We start from the raw sequence: 16,595 nt of genomic DNA, 5'->3' as shown, positions 1-16,595 counted from the left end.
AGGTTTGTCAGGAGGGATTGATATGGTGGATACGGGGATTGTTATGCCGCTGTACAAACAGGATATCGGTTATCTGCAAGCTGCGATCTCATCCGTACTTACCCAGAGCTACAGGGCATTTCGCTTCATCATTGTGATTGACGGAGCGCCGGAAATGATAGAGCCGGTGCTTCACGCAGCTATGGGAGACTCACGCATTCAGTTGGTTACACTCCCTCAGAACCAAGGAGTAGCCCATGCCCTTAACCGGGGATTCGATGAGTTGTTTAAAGATCCAACGATCAAATATGTGACCTGGGTATCCAGCGACAACGTGTATCATTCATCCTTTATCGAACGATTGCGGTGGGAGCTTGAGCAGGGGCCAGATTCGCTCGGACTTGTGTTCTCCACCTTCCGTCAGGTTGACGGTGCAGGTAATCCGTTGTATGACGAGCAGCATCAACAGGCATTGATTCGGTATCAAAGTCAGCCGCCTCACGAATTGTTGAATGCCAGCATTGTCGGGGTATCATTTATGTACAAAAGCCAATTTGCCCGTCTGATCGACGGCTATCGGCTGCAACCTGTGGAGGATTATGATTACTGGCTGCGGCTGACCGAAACATGCAGCATGAAGTTCATCCCGGAAATCCTGATGGATTACCGGGTGGATTCTGCTTTTAGTGTGTCGGCCAGCTTGCGCAGCCAGAAAGAGCATCGTCGCTGGCGGCATGCATTTCAAATTGCCAAGTATGAGGCCAGGGCCCGCCGGGGGATCCCACTTGAAATGACCATTTTGATGCCTATTACAGATATGGCTCAAGCTGAGCCGTTGCTCGATAATCTGCTGGAACAGCATTACAGTAATTGCATGGTGCGGTTGCTTGATCTTACGCCGGAACAAGGCGCCTCTTCCTTTCTGACAATGATGCTTGATCCTCGGCTAGTCGTAACGCCGAGACCCCATTATTCTGTCAGGGAAGCACTGGTTCAGGCGATCGGTGAAACGACAACACGCTTTGTTGTATGCTTTGGTGTCAAACCTTATATTGCCGTGACGGATTTGTTGTATCTGACGGATTTACTGCGCCCTTTGCAGGATACACATGCCTTTTCCTACTATACAGATGACCACTCAACCATCGGCAGTGGCCGCGGGGTTCAGTCCGTACCGCCAGAATGGAATTACGTGTATTATACTCACAGATTGCATCAGGCATTGGAACAGGGGGGCGCTTTTAGCTAACAGGAGACAGCGCAGCGATGGTGGTCAGCTCAGACTGAAGAACACGATGCTCCTGTACAACATTACCAAACTGATCGAGTCCAAAGTTGGAAAGCACAACATTGGCTGGAGCAGCGGAGACTACGTCGTATTGTACCTCATAGGCAAGAACCCCTTGTATAAAGAAAGTACGGCGTGCAATCGAGTTTGCGGGCAAATTAACCGAGGTCACGTACAGTGGCGTCTTGGTATCCGGTACAAGTGAGAAAAAAATCTGGATGGTTACGGTTGCTGCGTTCACCGTGTCCTCATTGACCAAATTTACAACAACATTGGAGCAGGCAGTACCAAAATCCCTCGTGTTGGTCATATAGCCAGTCGTAAAAGCCAAATGAATCATCCTCTCAAAACAGTATGGTAAAATCCCTCGATCGGGATGCTACTATACTATGAATCTATTAAGAGGGAAGCTTGTATAGTTGTCTGTAGGCGATACTGAAAAAAGTACATTTTGATAAACACCTCAGGCATATCGATTTATAGAGACAGAGGAGGTGGAGCTGTTTTGAAAATTTTGTTGGCTACGTACTGGCCGATTCCTCATTTGGGCGGTGTGTGGCCCTTTATGCTGCAAATTAAACGAAGACTCGAACTGCTGGGTCACACGGTAGACTTGTTGGGGAACGGACCCGATACCCCCAAATACCATATTGTTTTTGAAGATAAGGAGTTGCCGAAGGATCAACTGCTGCCCCTGTTGCATACAAAGCTGAATGAATCGGCTGTTCCTGTATTACATTTGGATTCATGGGTGCGAACGGTAGAAAAGGACCGATACTGTATGGAGCTGGCGGCAGCGTATTTCGGGGTCGATCAGTATGATGTGATTCATACGCAAGATGTTATCGCTACGCGTGCTCTAAGTCGGGTCAAACGCAAAGATAGTGCATTGGTGGCGAATATTCATGGTTCGCTAGCTCGTGAAGTTATGATGGCTCTGGAGCGGGATCATGAGGAGGGTTACCGCGAGACATTAATGTGGAAATATTATTGGGCACTGGAGCATTATGGCGCTATTTCTGCTGATGTTACGATTACGTCTACAGAATGGATGAAACAGACCCTTGTACGTGAGTTCGAAGTGCCTGAGCAGCAGATTACCACTTTCCAATATGGCTTAGACACCGAACACTTCTGGGAAGTCCATGCCAAGGGAACAGACATGACACGGCCTGAAGGGAAAAAAGTTATAATTTGCCCTTCTCGGCTGGTCTATATCAAAGGGCTGCATTATTTAATGAGCGCCCTTGGTCTGCTGAAAGCAAGACGTACGGACTGGGTTTGCTGGATTGTCGGGGAAGGAGATAAAAGGGAAGAGCTTCAAGCACAGGCGAAGGAGCTGGGGCTGGAGGAAGACGTGGTTTTTCTGGGACATCGTGAAGATGTACCCGCCCTTTTACAACTGGCGGACCTTTTTGTTCATCCGAGCATACAGGATAATCAGCCATTTTCGGTCATGGAGGCGCAGATTATGGGGCTTCCGGCAGTGGTATCAGATGCGGGTGGACTGCCGGAAATGGTGAAACATGAACACACCGGACTGGTTTCCCCGGTTGGCGATGTGGAGTCGCTTGCAGCTCATTTGCAGCATTTGCTGGCTCAGGATGAAGTACGAATAGCCATGGGGAATCGCGCCAAAGCATGGGGAACCGCGCACTGGTCTCTGGATGTTATGATTGAACGACTTGTAAACATATATGGGCAAGCGCTTAATCAAGTACGTTGATTGAATAGTTAGGAGGGAGAGGATGACTTTTCCTATCGTTGGAGACTTGTACAACCGTATTTTTGAAATCCAGCAGTCACATCCAGACTTGGAGGTTGATTACGCAATATGGAACCGAATTAACACCTCCTTGCCGGAAGATTATAAGCTCCCGGACGCTGACATTTTGGAACGGCTGAAACAATCCGCGCCATGAGCATACAGACCCTATAAAAAGGCAGGTTGGGCTGAACATCCCCACCTGCCTTTAGTTCATTTCAGCTTATTGCACATCCGGGCTGTCATCCATTCGATCTACATAAACCGAGCCTCGAATCATGATTGGCCCCGTAATAACCGCGCGCCTGTCAGCCGATTGTACGGTCAAGCAGTACACATGAGGCTCTGCCTGTGTTCCCGTTTCCTCATAGCTTAACTCGGCATATCCCTCCTGATAGCAGGAGTCCTGCAACCAATCCAGCACAGGTCCCTGCTGATCGTTGCGGCGCAAGCGAATATCCAGTTCCCCGATATCCCAGTTGAGCAGCGGGTTCTCCCAGACCATAGACACTTCGATGGCAATATGTCCTTCTGCTTCACTTGCAGGAATGATCAATGTAGAGAGCACGCTCTCCTGTTCGGTGACCTGAAAAGGCAGTGCATATGTGCCTGCTTCAGCTTTGTTTTGAACGGTATATTTCAACAACATACATTCTCCTCCTCTGCTGTTTATCAGGGTGTAATGATAAAATGACTGGCTGTCCGCTTAGCGACTACGTTCCCGTTTTCCACAAATTCAGCCAGGATAAACAGCGTCTCCGGATTGTAAATATTCGTGACCACTCGCAGATAAAACGGATTTTGAGCCGTCTCCATATCCTTGATTTCCAGTACTGAGCCAGCCTCGGGTGAAGGGCCGAGTCGAAGAAGCTGCCGCCTGAAAACGCCACTGTCATTCCCCATTTCCAGCAGCACATCAACGGATCTTTTTTCACGATTGAAAAAGGTTACATGGCAGCTTTGTATATGGGCGCTGTGGTAAGCGATATGATGATCGACGGTTAAAAGAAACACAGACATATCATGATGCCTCCTTGAATACCGTAAGGTTACCAGCCTTATATGATATGAAAAATGACCGGGGGTGGACTGGATAGTTGTACGCCTCTTTGACAAAAAGCGCGCCAGTGTCCAACCCTTTTTGCCATGCTGTGCATGTAATGTAGAGTGGAACAATCTGCGGTCTGAAGCCCTTTTTCCTTACAGAAGAAGCATAGAGCAAGACTAGAGGTAAGGATCGCATGAACAAAGGAGGCACGGCTATGAAACTCGCACAACTGGCAGGGGAATATGACGCAGTCTTCAGTCTGGGGCAAAACTGTACACCTGCCATTCAATTGGAAAAGAATCGTTTGCGGCCGTTTGCCGGAGTGCTGGATTGGATGATGTCTGACACGCTTTCTGATGTGAACCGCTTGCTCGAAAATCGATTTGCTGGCTTTATGGATTTGCCCAACTTAAGTGTCGTTGGTACGAGCCAACTCAATTATATGGTCAGAGATATTGCTTATAATGTGATCTCAGTGCACGATTTTCCGCAGGAGCGCAATACATCCGCAGACCTGGTAACCTATCCAGAATTCAGGGAAAAGATAGACCGTCGGATCGAGCGTTTTTTTGCAAAAACACAGATGGCCAAGCGCAGCTTGTTCGTTCGCATGCTGGGAACCTATGAAGAAGTAGAGGAACTGCAGCGAATCTTGAGGGGGATCGTAGCACATGAATTTCGTTTGTTGGTGGTGAATTGTTCAGGCGTAACGGAGCTGACGGAGGTGGATTGGCAGCTTCCTCATGTATGCGCAGTGGAAATGCCTTTTGCCGATGTATGGAATTACAAGAGTGATCCGCACTGGCGTACCCTTTTTGAGGGAATGTCCTTGTCGAAAAGGGGAGGTCGGCGTGCTTGAGCGATTGCAGGGTGAGTATGACGCAGTGTTTAGCCTGGGAGGGCATTGCTTACCTTCGATTCAGCTGGATAAAAACGGACTTCGTCCGTATGCAGGTCCGCTGGATTGGATGATTTCTGGCAATTTGTCACAGATTAATCGTTTACTAAATGAGCGTTTTGCCCATTTTATGGATGTTGAAAGTCTGCGTATCACGGGGCGTGATTACGGAGGTCATAACTTTTTGGTTGAGGATGCGTCCTACGAGATTACAGCAGCACACCATTTTCCAGTTAGTCAGAATACATCAGAGCATCTGGCTTCCTATCCTGAGTTCAAAACGACACTTGACCGCCGCATCGCACGTCTACTGGAGAAATTCGCGTCGGCCACCCGTCTGCTGCTGGTTCGTGTTGGTGGCAATCGGGAGCAAGCGGTCGAACTGCATGATGTGTTGTCACAGAGGATTACACATGATTTTCGTTTGTTATTCGTGGATTATACAGGGTATGAAGGTGTGACAGAGCTGGATTGGGGACTGGAGCGAATGGTTTCAGTAGCGTTGCCACCCGAGGATATATGGAACGGTCAAGATGAGATGTGGCGTTATATGCTGGACAACGTCAGACTTCATGTCTGAGGCTAGACTATAGGAACACGTATAGAGATTGTCTTCCACCTGTGCTTTCGCCTGCGCCAAGCTGTAGAGCGTCGCATAACATGATGCGAAGGGAAGATACATGCTTCGGTTCAAAAGGAGGGTGCGCTAGTGAAGGCTTTGGTCACCGGAGGAGCCGGATTTATTGGTTCCCAGCTGGTACGTGCGCTTGCTGACTCAGGCATCAAAGTGCTTGTGCTGGATAATCTGACGACCGGGAATGCTGCAAATGTCGACTCGCGGGCGGTTATGCATATTGCAGATATTCGCAGCGCTGAAGCCAGGACGCTGCTGATCCGGGAAAGCCCGGATATTGTGTTTCACTTGGCTGCACAGGCTGATGTGCAGCAATCCATCCATCACCCCGATGAGGATGCGGATGTGAATGTACTGGGGACGATCCATTTGTTGCAGGCTTGTCGTGATGCGGGTGTGTCGAAAATCATATTTGCCTCCACATCCGGTGTATACGGAGAGCTGCAAAAGCAATGTATTCAGGAAGACGACCCGGTAGAGCCTATTTCAGGCTACGGACTGTCCAAGCTGACCGCAGAATCGTATATTCGGCTTTTTTATCGTTTGTACGGCCTAAACTACACGATTTTGCGTTACGGAAATGTGTATGGCCCCGGTCAGGCCGCGAAGGGAGAGGGCGGTGTAGTCGCTATTTTTATAGAGCGGCTGAAAAAAGGCAGCCCCTTGCTCATTCACGGCGATGGGACGCAAACCCGCGACTTTGTGTACGTCAAGGATGTAGTCCGCGCCAATATGGCGGCTATACATGCAGCGGACCAACGCACGGTGCATGTAAGTACGGGACGAACGACGTCGATCAATCGGCTGGCCTATGATTTGCTAAAGCTGCACGGTTCGTCTGTGCGGCCGGTGTATTCTCCTGCACGGGCGGGAGACATTCGCCATAGCTGTCTTAGCAACGCAGTCGCCAGACACTGGCTTCGTTGGGAACCGCTATACGGCATCTCTGCCGGTCTAAAGGAAACGTATGTGAGCAGTATGGGCACAGACAAAGAAGGCAGCCAGGGCTAACAAGCGCGCGGATCAAAAAAGAGACTGAGGAAACTCTCAGCCTCTTTTCGGTTTGAATAGAAATTATAATTTAAACAGAAATTATAGATTCTCGCCAGCCAGCCTGAAGGCTTGATCCAGAACGGCTGCACCGTTTCCTCTACCGTAAGCCAATGTGTCAATAACATCTACAGGGATGCCATAGGGAGCGGCAATTTCGGTTACTGGCTTTTTACGCATCCGTACTTGAGGTCCGAGCAATATAGCAATCACAGGATCAGTCATGCTTTCCAGTTCTTCCTTAATGGTGCTTTCGGGGATGGCTTCAATGTTCAGCTCGATGGATCTCGCTGCGGCTTCTTTCTTCATCTTGGAAACCAGAATGGATGTTGACATCCCCGCAGAGCATGCCAGAATGATTTTTTTCATATCAGAGCGCCTCCAGATATTCATTTGGACTACTTATACTCTTCATCCAGATCAGCAACAAATGAGCGTTCCTTGATAACAGCTTGATACCAGTAGCCGGATTTTTTCAAATGCCGACTTCGATCATTCTCCAGGTTAATTTCTACCAGTCCATAGCGATTTTTAAAAGCATTCATAGGGGAAACGTTGTCTGTGAAGGCCCACAGCATATAACCTGTACAGTTGGAGCCTGCTTCTACAGCTTGTAACGTGTAGTATAAATGCTCAGTTATAAAGTCAATCCGATAGTCGTCCTGAATGATGTGTTCCTCATTTTTGAACGCAGCTTCATTTTCAATGCCCATGCCATTTTCTGCAACAAACCATTCGATATTGTTATATTCGTTCTTGATACGCATTCCCATATCGTAAATGATTTTGGGATAAATTTCCCAGCCCCGCGACTTGTTCATTCTTTTGCCCGGAAGATCGAAATGCTCATAATAGTAAGAGGGGTGAAAAGGAATACTTTCATTCCACGCTTTACTCTGAGCTTTGACCCGGTGGGGATAATAGAGATTGATCCCAACGTAGTCAACGGTATTTTCCTTAATTAAGGCCAGTTCTTCCGCTGTAGCTTCAAATGCAATATCATGCTTGCTCATAAGCTCGAACAATTCTTGCGGGTATTCGCCTTTAATAAGCGGGTCCAGAAATACTCGATTATAAATTAAATCGTACACATGTGCAGCATACTGGTCATGTGGAGCACTGGAGCGGGCATACGTCACTTCGGGATTCAGAATAACCCCTATTTTACCTCCGTTCTGACTGTAATTTTTGGCTTTGAAAAGCTGGACGCACTTCGCGGTAGCCAGTGTTTTATGATAGTTCCATTGCATCCACTTTCGCGTATTTTGTTCATAGGGATAACGAAGGGCGTCCAGATAGACACGAGTCTGTACAACAATGGGCTCATTAAATGTAAACCAGTGCTTGACCCGATCTCCGTACCGTTCAAACACCTTTTCCGCATATTTCACAAACAGCTCTACCACATGCTTGGAAGACCAGCCTTCATATTTGTCCAGCAAATAAGCGGGCACCTCATAGTGTTCCAGACAAATCATCGGCTCGACTCCGCTTGCAATCAACTCGTCAATGACCCTGCCCATGTAATCCGCATAGGTTTCATCCACCACAATATTTTCATAATCCGTTAAAAAGCGGGACCAATTAATAGAGGTGCGATAATGAGTGAGCCCAATCTGCTTCATCAGGGCAATATCCTCGGCATAACGATTATAAAAATCGGTTGCCCCTGCGGGTCCATATCCATTGTGCCAGACATAGCGGTCATTTTTGTACCATACGTCCAGATACGAGTCTTGACCTTCCTGTTTACCGCTCCAGCCCTCTGTCTGCCAGGCGGAAGCCGCTGCTCCCATAATGAAATTCGGCGGAATTTGTACGGTGTGTTTAGCCATGATATGCTTCTCCTTTTTATTCTATAGATTCCCAAGGCGATTCTCTGCGGGTGTATCTTTACAGTACCGCATTATTCAGTCGTTCGCTTGTTGGCAATTTTGACGAATGGGAAATAGATGATAATGGCTACTATGATACAAATAATCTGCGTTACAACGGCGCCAATGCTTCCACCTGTAGACAGGTAGGCATTAATAATAGGCGGTGTAGTCCACGGAACCATAACGACAGCTTTACCTGCGAATCCAAGCAATGTCGAGAAGTAGCCAATTGTTCCTGTGATGAGCGGAGTTATAATGAACGGAATCGCCATCAATGGATTAAGCATAATCGGAAGTCCGAAAATGACAGGCTCATTAATATTAAACAGACCTGGCCCCAGTGAAAGCTTGGTAATTTCCTTCATGTCCTCACGTTTGGAAGCGATCATAATACTGATCAATAGGGCTAGCGTAACTCCTGAACCCCCAATGCTCATGTATACGTCCCAGAAAGGCATCGTAATAATGTTCGGAATGGGGAGTCCCTGGTCATATGCAGTCATGTTAACCGTAATTGCTCCAAGCAGCAGAGGCTCACGAATGGGTTTTACCATTTGGTTTCCGTGAATACCGATCACCCAGAAGATTTGCGCCACCAGCATGAGTATCAGTATACCTGGCAGTCCTTGGACTACAGTCTCCAAAGGTTGTTGCACCACATTATAGACAGCATCGTACAGGTAGAGCCCTGTAAACTTATGAAAAAAGAATCCAAGCATCGAGAAAACAGTTACTGTGATAATGGCAGGGATGAGTGCGGAGAAAGAAACAGCTACATTGCTGGGAACACTTTCAGGCATTTTAATCTTTAATTTATCGGACTTGCCCAGTTTGTTGTATAGCTCAACAGATAGGATACTTATGAAAATACCCAAAAACAAGCTTTTAGTATCTGTAAATTGACGGGCGATGACGTCCGTTACTTTTTGCATGTCTCCGTTAACCATCAGCTCGATCGTGGTTGGTGTCACAGAGATGAAACAGATGAGAGCAAGTAAACCGGGGAAAAGATTTTTCTCTCCATTAATTTTTCCTAGCTCCAGGCCAATCATAAAAATAGCTAGAATGGTAAGGATATTCAGGCTGGCATAGTTAATGCTTGAGAAAATCGGTTTGTACTCTGCCAAAAATGAGAATGGCTTAAAATGGGCCAGACCATTGACCGGGTCCATGACCATATTAGAGATCAGTACTGCAAAGGCACCAACAATAATAACAGGCATTAAAGTGATAAAAGCCGATTTGATTGCTATTATATATTTAAAATTGTTGATTGCATTTGCCACCGATGTGAGACCATCGACCAGTTTGTCTTTGAAAGCCATGGATAGCGCCCTCCCTCTATGATTTTAATCCGAGCTGATCAATGCGTTCATACAGGTCTATAAACTCCAAGGCCATATCGTGAATGGTGATGGCATTCATCAAATGATCTTGCGCATGCACCATCATGACGGACATCTCTGTTTTTTCACCAGCTGCTTCCTTACGAATGATTCTGGTTTGAATTTTGTGGGAAGACACCAGTTCTTTTTTAGCTGAGGCCAATTCTTCTCTGGATTCCTGAAATTTGCCCGCCTTTGCAAGCTCAATCGCTTCCATCGCCGAGCTGCGCGCATTCCCAGCGTATAATATAATTTGGAATACGATCTCTGTATCGTCCATGTCCTCCATGTTCACATCGTGTTCTGCAGATTCATCATTATTCATATATCCTTAACTCCTTTCCTTATTTCCTCGTATTGCCATTATAATTTGGAATCGCTTTCAACATAACGCATATTATTTCCTCTTCTTAACGGAAATCAATCGTTCGTTCTATCTGTTTTTTCTATCAGTAAACATAAAAAGAGAGAAACCCCGCCATGTAGGCTGTAGATTTCTCCTTTGTGTGCATCCTGTTGATCTTCAACTATTTTTATGCAGCACTTCTACGAATTCCGTGTACGTTTTGCAGCGGATAAGCTGCTGGACCAGCTTTTCATGATTTAAAATGTTAAGCAAAATATGATACATATTTTGTAAATCTTCTGATTTGGTGCGCTGTATGCAGAGCATGCAAATGAACTGTACGGGCTTGCCATCCCAGTCGATCGCTCTTTGTAAAGTACAGATGGCCCAAAACGTGGATTCAGCAAAAGGCTCCATCGGATGCGGAATCGCGACAAAGTTGCCGAATGAAGTGGGGGAAACGGCTTCACGCTCTATCACAGACGGCAAGAAAGATCCTTTGACAAGACCTGCTTCTTGTATTTTTTCAGCCATGAATTCAAGTACTTGCCGTTTGTTATCAAACTTCTGCTGGAGAAAGACCAATTTTTTTCGTATATATTGTACAGCAGGAAGCTTTGACTCTGAGATGGCCTGTTCAATTTTGCTAATATCCGCATTGCCCAAAAACGTATTCACATGGATCATGGGGATAGAGAGCGTTTCTGATATGGGGGTCGTGCTAATGATAAAATCCAGGGCATCCAGCGGCATGTGCTTCAGCTTATAAAATTCAGTGGTTCCTACGATATCCAGCCTGGAACCAAAAACAGATTGAAGCTTGTAATACAGCAGCTTTGCGCTGCCGAGTCCGGAAGCACATACGATCATACACCTTTTGGGTGTCCCCTCCATTTTCTTTCTTTCCATCGCGACTCCGATATGAATGGCTAAATACCCAATTTCATTGTCCTCGATGTGGATATGAAGTCGCTGTTTGATAACTTCCGCAGCAATGATACCTGCTTCAAAAGCAAGCGGGTAATGGGCCTTGATTTCATCCAGCATGGGATTACGCAAATTCATTCCGTATTGATAACGATTCATGGCTGGTTTGAGATGAAGGCAAAATGCAATCAGCAATTCTTGATCGTTTTGGATGTTCATGTTCAACTGCTGATCGATTCGGTCCAATATTTCAATTGTCAGTTCATAGATATCTTGATCAATGATTTTTTTAATCTCCATTTTATCCATATGGGCCCTAGCGACAGTCCTTACACCCAGCAAGTGCACAGCAATATACGCCACTTCAACAAGTGGAAAAGGGTGTTTTATGCTCTGTTCCAAAGCAGATACGATCTCAGCCGCGACCCTAAACTCTTTTTGCGCTTCGATCTTTTTCATCTCTTGTGGATAATACGATACATACTTCTCCTCGCGAATACGCTTACATGCTATGGCAATATGAATGACCAGATTGTTTAAGGCAATGTCTGACAACTGAATATCATGATACTCAATCCGCTCCAGAATCACTTCTCTTATGAATTCCATCTCTTCGCTAGAGATCAAAGTAGGGTGAGGCACCTGTTGTCCGCCTATTTCATCTGTGCTATTAAATATATAGTCGGAAATGCAATAACGCAGCTTGGTCTCCTTACCTTTGACTCGAATCCCATAATAGGGTCTATTCTCCAGCGATAGTCCATAAGTGGCCAGTAATTTGCGCACTTCTTTAAGATCATTCTGTAAAGTAGAACGACTAACATACAGCATCTCAGCTAAATCATCAAGTTTCACATAGGCAGGAGTAAGCAGCAGCTTTTTCATTAAAAAACGATGTCTGGCTTCAGAGGAACTCGCTAATAGATGGGGCACATTGCTTTCATAGTCCTTTAATTGCTTCAGCAGATGATGAAATGCTTGTTCGTCTTGAACCTCTAGCTTGTAGCCTGTTCCTTTAAGGGGTTTGACTGTCGCCCCATGCTTTGACAACAGGGCACTCAATTCCTTTACATCTGTTCGTATGGTTCGAGAAGATACCTTCAATGCATTCGCCAAATGTTCTCCCTTTACGATCTGTTCATCAACCAATATACGCAGAATATCAAAAATACGCAAAACAAGCCCCCTTTCTTAGCTGTTCTGAAGAACAGTATACAATGCTTAGAGCGTAACCAAAAGAAGGATTAACCACAGCGCGAATCACCTATGATCTTGACACTCCAGTATATTCAAAGATATTATAGATATAATAAGTCTGTGATTGAGGTGTAGTTATGAAATTTACCAAAGCAACCAATTATGCTCTACATACCATGCTCATGCTTGTTACGGATTCGTCGGTGAAGCCTGTGGGTGTTCAGCAATTGGCCGAAGCGCAACATGTCTCACCCACGTATCTTTCAAAAATTTTGACGAGGCTTGTGAAGGCGGGAATGATCGAATCAGTCTCTGGAGCCAATGGAGGCTATCGCTTATCTCGTAATAAAGACGATATTACCTTTTTGGATATTATCCATGCGATTGAAGGGACCAATTCTTTGTTTGAATGTGATTTTGTCCATGGATCAGAATGTCTGATTCAAGCCGTAATGAGGGAAGCGGAGGAGAAAATGGAGAGCCATCTTAAACATACAAAATTGGTCGATTTGGCGCAAAAGCAAGCGCAAATATAAAGGCAATGGCTAGATATAGAAAGAGGGTGGTTGCAGGAATGTGAAGTTTTTTTGTTTTTATTATAGATATAAAGAGTCTTTAATATCTTTAAAAAGGAGCTGAATGTATGTTGTACGATTGCGCTATTATTGGGGGAGGGCCCGCCGGATTGAATGCTGCCCTTGTGCTTGGCAGGGCAAGGAGAAGTGTGGCTTTGATCGATAATAACCGGCCCAGAAATGCGGTTACGCATGCGTCCCACGGTTTCATTACAAGAGACGGCGTAACGCCGGCCGAGTTCCGCCGCGTAGCTTATGAGGAAGTACTGCGTTATCCGTCTGTCCATCATCTACAAACCGAGGTTATTTCGGTTGCGAAAAATGAATCCGGATTCGAAGTATCTGATTCTTCAGGCCTTCGTGTTCAAGCACGCAAATTGATACTGGCGACGGGCGTAAAGGAGATATTCCCTGAGATCGAAGGTTTTTATGCGTTCTACGGGAAAAGTTTGTTTAATTGCCCTTATTGCGATGGCTGGGAGCTCCGAGATCAACCGCTCGTTCTCGTCTCTAATTCGTCAGCTATATATCATACAGCCAAACTGCTCCTGAACTGGAGCACAGATTTGCTTGTCTGCACGAACGGTCAAACATTCTTGTCGGATGAGCAAAAAGAACGACTTCAAGCTAAAGGAGCCGTGGTCATGGAGCAGCCTGTTGCGGCGTTCATCGGTCACGATGGGCAACTAGAGTATGTGTCCTTTACAGATGGCACTCAAGTTCCGAGGGCCGGCGGCTTTGTGACTCCCCAATTTGTACAAAGTGCATCGTTGGGAGAACGTTTGGGTTGCGAAAGAACAGAATCGGGTGGGCTCCAGACGGATGGAGCGGGAAGAACGTCCATACCTGGTGTATATGCTGCCGGGGATTCTTCGTACTTCATGCCTTCTCAATTGATTTTCGCTGCGGCTGACGGTAGTCGAACCGCTGCGAGTGTAAATCTGGATTTGACAGAGGAAGATTTCCACGAGTGTTGAGCATTTGAAATGTCCAATGTGGAATTCCGCCGATAGAAAAGGCCGCCTATATGGCGGCTTTATTCTATGTCACCTCTTGTATCCTCGATGTACTTCCTTTCGTTCACTTGGCCGAAGGTTACTCTAAGGCTAAACAAGACCTTCTTTCAATAACCTCTGTATTCACGAGAACCTGAGTATGATGCTCCTGATTGTGATTAAGCCTTTCCATCAGCAAGTTGACAGCCGTTCGGGCTAAAATATCCTTTTTCACATGAATGGTTGTGAGCTCCGGGCTAATGACCTTGGCTTCATGAATATTATCAAACCCCATGACAGAAATTTGTTCAGGCACTCGAATGTTCATTTCCTGAAATGTTTTAATAGCACTGATCGCCATATAATCATTTTCACAAAATAGGGCCGAAGGCAGTTCATTCAGTTCATGGATAGCTGTTTTAAATGCGTCCTGTGACATCACAAGCATCGGATGCATATTAAAGGTAAGCCCATGATCTATGGCAAGATTGTGCTCCTCTAAAGCAGCCATGAACCCCTCTTTTCGTTTTGCAAAGTTAAGAATTCTGGTACTGGATTGTACGTATCCTATATTTCTGTGTCCAGACTGGATTAAATATTGGCCTGCCTGGTACCCCCCGAGATAGTTATTAATAGATACAAAGCTGGCATCAACGTGTTCAAAGCAGGTATCCAAAACTACGATGTTGGAATGAATAGATTGTAAGGAATGAATAATCTCGGCAGTTAAATTGGTGCCCAGCAGAAGTATACCTGAAGAAGGCTGGTCCTTTTCCAGAGCAGACAACTCTGCCTCCAGGCTATGGCTATCAAATGACGAAAAAATCAAAGTATTGCCATGTTCTCTCACCTGGTTGGTAATATGGTGAATCAGTTCATTGAAAAATGGAAGTGATTCGTATTGCTCAGTCACGATGCCTGTATTTTTGCATGCAACAAATCGAATGACATGGTGGCTCTTTGTAAATTCCTTATTTGACTTCATGGTACGTGGTCTATATCCATGCTCGTGGGCAATTCTTAAAATATGCTCCTTGGTTTCTTCGCTAACACCGGGTTTATTGTTAAATGCTAAAGAAACGGCTGATTTTGAAACACCGGCGAGCTTTGCAATATCATCTATTTTCAACATGGAACCTCCCATTGGACTAAACTATATAAATTATATCACGATTATATAATAAAGTTTAGTTTATAAATTAAACTAAACAAATGATATGTAAAATGAGTTGACCTTTTCGGATACATAGTGTTAATATTCAATTGTGAACGCTTTATTTAGTTTATTTTATTCAATATCATATAAAATTATACAATAATTTAGTTTTGTTTATGAATGAAAGGGTGATTTATTTGAGTTTAAGCCTGGCTATTAATCAAAGAAATTTCGTGAAAAAGGGCAAGCCTTTCTTTTACTTGGCAGATACCGTCTGGAGCGTATTTACCAACGCGACGATTGAAGAGTGGGGTGATTATCTGGATTATCGAAAGATGCAGGGATTCAATGTTTTGCAAATCAACATGCTCCGTCAATGGGATGCCAGTGAAGCGGATTTGAATCTACAGCCGTTTGCATTACTGGAAAATGGAGATTTCGACTATCACACATTAAACGAAGCCTATTTTGACCGGGCAGAAATCATGATCCAGATGGCTGTAGAGCGCGGATTTATTCCAGCCTTGGTACTTCTGTGGTGTAACTATGTACCGGATACATGGGCTGAAATGTTCCAGAAGGGCAATAAAATGCCACTGGATTGCGTTGAAAGCTATGTAACTTATGTTGTAAACCGCTATTCCCGGTTCGAGCCTGTTTATTTGATCAGCGGGGATACTGATTTTCCTACAGAACGTGCTAATGCGTACTATTTGAAGGCGCTGGAAACGGTACAGCAATTAAGCCCGGCAAGTCTCACTGCACTGCATATTCAAGGGAGACTGAGGGAAATTCCTGAAGTCTTTGAGCAACACAAGGGTCTTGGATTTTATATGTATCAATCAGGGCATAATTCTCAGTTTCAGCATTTTGCCTACGAGATTGCTCAGCATTTTTATCACAAGCCGGAGATACGTCCAGTTATCAATGGAGAACCTTGCTATGAACAGATCAGTTACAGCCGCAAAGTGTATGGTAGATATACTGCACTGGATGCCAGAAAAGCAGCATGGCAAAGCCTACTGGCAGGCGGGGGAGCGGGAATCACCTATGGAGCGCACGGCATTTGGAGCTGGCATAAAAAAGGCAAGAAGTTCGGAATCGTAGAAGGGGAGGGCTTTGATAGTCCCTATGATTGGAGAGCGGCACTGCGTTTTGAGGGCGCATGGGATTATTCCTTTATCAAATATTTGTTTGAAATGTACAACCTGATCGGCATCAAGCCGCTGGATATTGTTTTAAACAAGACAGAGGAGATCAGGGCTGCGGGGAACGAGAATACGCTCGTCTTGTATATCCCGGTCAACACGAAGGTGCGGCTAAGCATCAATGTGCAGGACTACAAGTTTACAACCATTGATTTAGCAGAGAGACGATTTGCCCAAACGGAGGTGAATGTCCAGGCTGATCAATCTGTCATTGATATGCATGGTTTTGAAAGTGATGTTGTGATCATCGGAACGAAATAATAAAAC

18 protein-coding genes are annotated in these 16,595 nt (G+C 45.4%); 9 read left to right on the top strand and 9 right to left on the bottom strand.

Annotation, left to right across the window (positions count from 1 at the left end; translation table 11 throughout):
* Nucleotides 1–22: 22 nt before the first annotated feature.
* Nucleotides 23–1,228, top strand: a complete 1,206-nt coding sequence (locus ACQQ6X_RS19750) for a glycosyltransferase family 2 protein (RefSeq protein WP_305166713.1) — start codon at nucleotides 23–25, stop codon at nucleotides 1,226–1,228.
* Here the strand turns inward: ACQQ6X_RS19750 and ACQQ6X_RS19745 are convergent.
* Nucleotides 1,221–1,607: a hypothetical protein gene (locus ACQQ6X_RS19745; RefSeq protein ID WP_262348661.1), complete on the bottom strand. Its 387-nt coding sequence runs from the start codon at nucleotides 1,605–1,607 to the stop codon at nucleotides 1,221–1,223. The genes ACQQ6X_RS19750 and ACQQ6X_RS19745 overlap by 8 nt on opposite strands.
* Before the next feature lie 165 nt (nucleotides 1,608–1,772).
* On the opposite strand from ACQQ6X_RS19745, the gene ACQQ6X_RS19740 reads away from it, so the two are divergent.
* Together ACQQ6X_RS19740 and ACQQ6X_RS19735 are read left to right on the top strand one after the other, a co-directional pair.
* On the top strand, nucleotides 1,773–2,993 hold the full coding sequence (locus ACQQ6X_RS19740) for a glycosyltransferase family 4 protein (RefSeq protein WP_305166712.1): 1,221 nt from the start codon (nucleotides 1,773–1,775) through the stop codon (nucleotides 2,991–2,993).
* A 22-nt stretch (nucleotides 2,994–3,015) separates the two neighbouring features.
* Complete coding sequence (locus tag ACQQ6X_RS19735; RefSeq protein WP_305166711.1) at nucleotides 3,016–3,189, top strand: hypothetical protein; 174 nt, start codon at nucleotides 3,016–3,018, stop codon at nucleotides 3,187–3,189.
* A gap of 66 nt (nucleotides 3,190–3,255) precedes the next feature.
* Here the strand turns inward: ACQQ6X_RS19735 and ACQQ6X_RS19730 are convergent, their stop codons facing one another.
* Complete coding sequence (locus ACQQ6X_RS19730) at nucleotides 3,256–3,681, bottom strand: hypothetical protein (protein WP_305166710.1); 426 nt, start codon at nucleotides 3,679–3,681, stop codon at nucleotides 3,256–3,258.
* A gap of 23 nt (nucleotides 3,682–3,704) precedes the next feature.
* Complete coding sequence (locus ACQQ6X_RS19725; protein ID WP_305166709.1) at nucleotides 3,705–4,052, bottom strand: hypothetical protein; 348 nt, start codon at nucleotides 4,050–4,052, stop codon at nucleotides 3,705–3,707.
* Nucleotides 4,053–4,294: 242 nt separating this feature from the next.
* Between ACQQ6X_RS19725 and ACQQ6X_RS19720 the strand changes: the two genes are divergently transcribed.
* The 3 genes from ACQQ6X_RS19720 to ACQQ6X_RS19710 all read left to right on the top strand — a co-directional run bounded on the left by ACQQ6X_RS19720 (nucleotide 4,295) and on the right by ACQQ6X_RS19710 (nucleotide 6,623).
* Nucleotides 4,295–4,939, top strand: a complete 645-nt coding sequence (locus ACQQ6X_RS19720) for a DUF1796 family putative cysteine peptidase (protein WP_305166708.1) — start codon at nucleotides 4,295–4,297, stop codon at nucleotides 4,937–4,939.
* Nucleotides 4,932–5,558 (top strand): DUF1796 family putative cysteine peptidase, encoded by a 627-nt coding sequence (locus ACQQ6X_RS19715; protein WP_305166707.1) that lies wholly within the window; start codon nucleotides 4,932–4,934, stop codon nucleotides 5,556–5,558. Before ACQQ6X_RS19720 ends, ACQQ6X_RS19715 begins: the two co-directional genes overlap by 8 nt.
* Before the next feature lie 129 nt (nucleotides 5,559–5,687).
* Entirely contained in the window at nucleotides 5,688–6,623 is a 936-nt protein-coding gene (locus tag ACQQ6X_RS19710; RefSeq protein WP_305166706.1) for an NAD-dependent epimerase/dehydratase family protein, read from the top strand.
* A gap of 81 nt (nucleotides 6,624–6,704) precedes the next feature.
* On the opposite strand, the gene ACQQ6X_RS19705 is transcribed toward ACQQ6X_RS19710, so the two are convergent.
* The 5 genes from ACQQ6X_RS19705 to ACQQ6X_RS19685 all read right to left on the bottom strand — a co-directional run bounded on the left by ACQQ6X_RS19705 (nucleotide 6,705) and on the right by ACQQ6X_RS19685 (nucleotide 12,373).
* Complete coding sequence (locus tag ACQQ6X_RS19705; RefSeq protein WP_305166705.1) at nucleotides 6,705–7,031, bottom strand: PTS sugar transporter subunit IIB; 327 nt, start codon at nucleotides 7,029–7,031, stop codon at nucleotides 6,705–6,707.
* 29 nt (nucleotides 7,032–7,060) lie between these two features.
* Complete coding sequence (locus ACQQ6X_RS19700; protein ID WP_305166704.1) at nucleotides 7,061–8,497, bottom strand: glycoside hydrolase family 1 protein; 1,437 nt, start codon at nucleotides 8,495–8,497, stop codon at nucleotides 7,061–7,063.
* Nucleotides 8,498–8,568: 71 nt separating this feature from the next.
* Nucleotides 8,569–9,864 carry a PTS sugar transporter subunit IIC gene (locus ACQQ6X_RS19695; protein ID WP_142613411.1) on the bottom strand — a complete coding sequence of 432 codons (1,296 nt, stop codon included), beginning with the start codon at nucleotides 9,862–9,864 and terminating at the stop codon, nucleotides 8,569–8,571.
* A gap of 16 nt (nucleotides 9,865–9,880) precedes the next feature.
* A complete protein-coding gene (locus tag ACQQ6X_RS19690) occupies nucleotides 9,881–10,249 on the bottom strand; it encodes a PTS lactose/cellobiose transporter subunit IIA (protein WP_430493482.1) in 369 nt (122 codons plus the stop codon).
* 198 nt (nucleotides 10,250–10,447) lie between these two features.
* Nucleotides 10,448–12,373 carry a BglG family transcription antiterminator gene (locus ACQQ6X_RS19685; RefSeq protein WP_305166703.1) on the bottom strand — a complete coding sequence of 642 codons (1,926 nt, stop codon included), beginning with the start codon at nucleotides 12,371–12,373 and terminating at the stop codon, nucleotides 10,448–10,450.
* A gap of 158 nt (nucleotides 12,374–12,531) precedes the next feature.
* Here ACQQ6X_RS19685 and ACQQ6X_RS19680 point away from each other — a divergent pair, with 158 nt between their 5' ends.
* Nucleotides 12,532–12,930, top strand: a complete 399-nt coding sequence (locus tag ACQQ6X_RS19680) for an Rrf2 family transcriptional regulator (RefSeq protein ID WP_305166702.1) — start codon at nucleotides 12,532–12,534, stop codon at nucleotides 12,928–12,930.
* Nucleotides 12,931–13,037: 107 nt separating this feature from the next.
* The gene (locus ACQQ6X_RS19675; protein ID WP_305166701.1) at nucleotides 13,038–13,946 is read left to right on the top strand and encodes an NAD(P)/FAD-dependent oxidoreductase; all 909 of its coding nucleotides are present in this window, start codon (nucleotides 13,038–13,040) and stop codon (nucleotides 13,944–13,946) included.
* A 118-nt stretch (nucleotides 13,947–14,064) separates the two neighbouring features.
* Here ACQQ6X_RS19675 and ACQQ6X_RS19670 read toward each other — a convergent pair whose 3' ends face one another.
* Nucleotides 14,065–15,093, bottom strand: coding sequence for a LacI family DNA-binding transcriptional regulator (locus ACQQ6X_RS19670; RefSeq protein WP_305166834.1), 1,029 nt, complete (start codon nucleotides 15,091–15,093; stop codon nucleotides 14,065–14,067).
* 215 nt (nucleotides 15,094–15,308) lie between these two features.
* Between ACQQ6X_RS19670 and ACQQ6X_RS19665 the strand changes: the two genes are divergently transcribed.
* Entirely contained in the window at nucleotides 15,309–16,589 is a 1,281-nt protein-coding gene (locus ACQQ6X_RS19665) for a DUF4038 domain-containing protein (protein WP_305166700.1), read from the top strand.
* Nucleotides 16,590–16,595: the final 6 nt, after the last annotated feature.

The organism is Paenibacillus ottowii (genome assembly GCF_050516475.1).
In the GTDB taxonomy this organism is placed as follows: domain Bacteria; phylum Bacillota; class Bacilli; order Paenibacillales; family Paenibacillaceae; genus Paenibacillus; species Paenibacillus ottowii.
The sequence above is the reverse complement of the archived record's forward strand: the minus strand, read 5'-3'. Positions and strand labels throughout refer to the sequence as shown.

Bases quoted from the DNA above. Each gene is read 5' to 3' on its own strand.
- ACQQ6X_RS19680 (WP_305166702.1), top strand. From the start codon at position 12,532: ATGAAATTTACCAAAGCAACCAATTATGCTCTACATACCATGCTCATG.
- ACQQ6X_RS19700 (WP_305166704.1), bottom strand. From the start codon at position 8,497: ATGGCTAAACACACCGTACAAATTCCGCCGAATTTCATTATGGGAGCA.
- ACQQ6X_RS19705 (WP_305166705.1), bottom strand. From the start codon at position 7,031: ATGAAAAAAATCATTCTGGCATGCTCTGCGGGGATGTCAACATCCATT.
- ACQQ6X_RS19690 (WP_430493482.1), bottom strand. From the start codon at position 10,249: ATGAATAATGATGAATCTGCAGAACACGATGTGAACATGGAGGACATG.
- ACQQ6X_RS19745 (WP_262348661.1), bottom strand. From the start codon at position 1,607: ATGATTCATTTGGCTTTTACGACTGGCTATATGACCAACACGAGGGAT.
- ACQQ6X_RS19730 (WP_305166710.1), bottom strand. From the start codon at position 3,681: ATGTTGTTGAAATATACCGTTCAAAACAAAGCTGAAGCAGGCACATAT.
- ACQQ6X_RS19675 (WP_305166701.1), top strand. From the start codon at position 13,038: ATGTTGTACGATTGCGCTATTATTGGGGGAGGGCCCGCCGGATTGAAT.
- ACQQ6X_RS19750 (WP_305166713.1), top strand. From the start codon at position 23: ATGGTGGATACGGGGATTGTTATGCCGCTGTACAAACAGGATATCGGT.
- ACQQ6X_RS19725 (WP_305166709.1), bottom strand. From the start codon at position 4,052: ATGTCTGTGTTTCTTTTAACCGTCGATCATCATATCGCTTACCACAGC.
- ACQQ6X_RS19720 (WP_305166708.1), top strand. From the start codon at position 4,295: ATGAAACTCGCACAACTGGCAGGGGAATATGACGCAGTCTTCAGTCTG.
- ACQQ6X_RS19695 (WP_142613411.1), bottom strand. From the start codon at position 9,864: ATGGCTTTCAAAGACAAACTGGTCGATGGTCTCACATCGGTGGCAAAT.
- ACQQ6X_RS19735 (WP_305166711.1), top strand. From the start codon at position 3,016: ATGACTTTTCCTATCGTTGGAGACTTGTACAACCGTATTTTTGAAATC.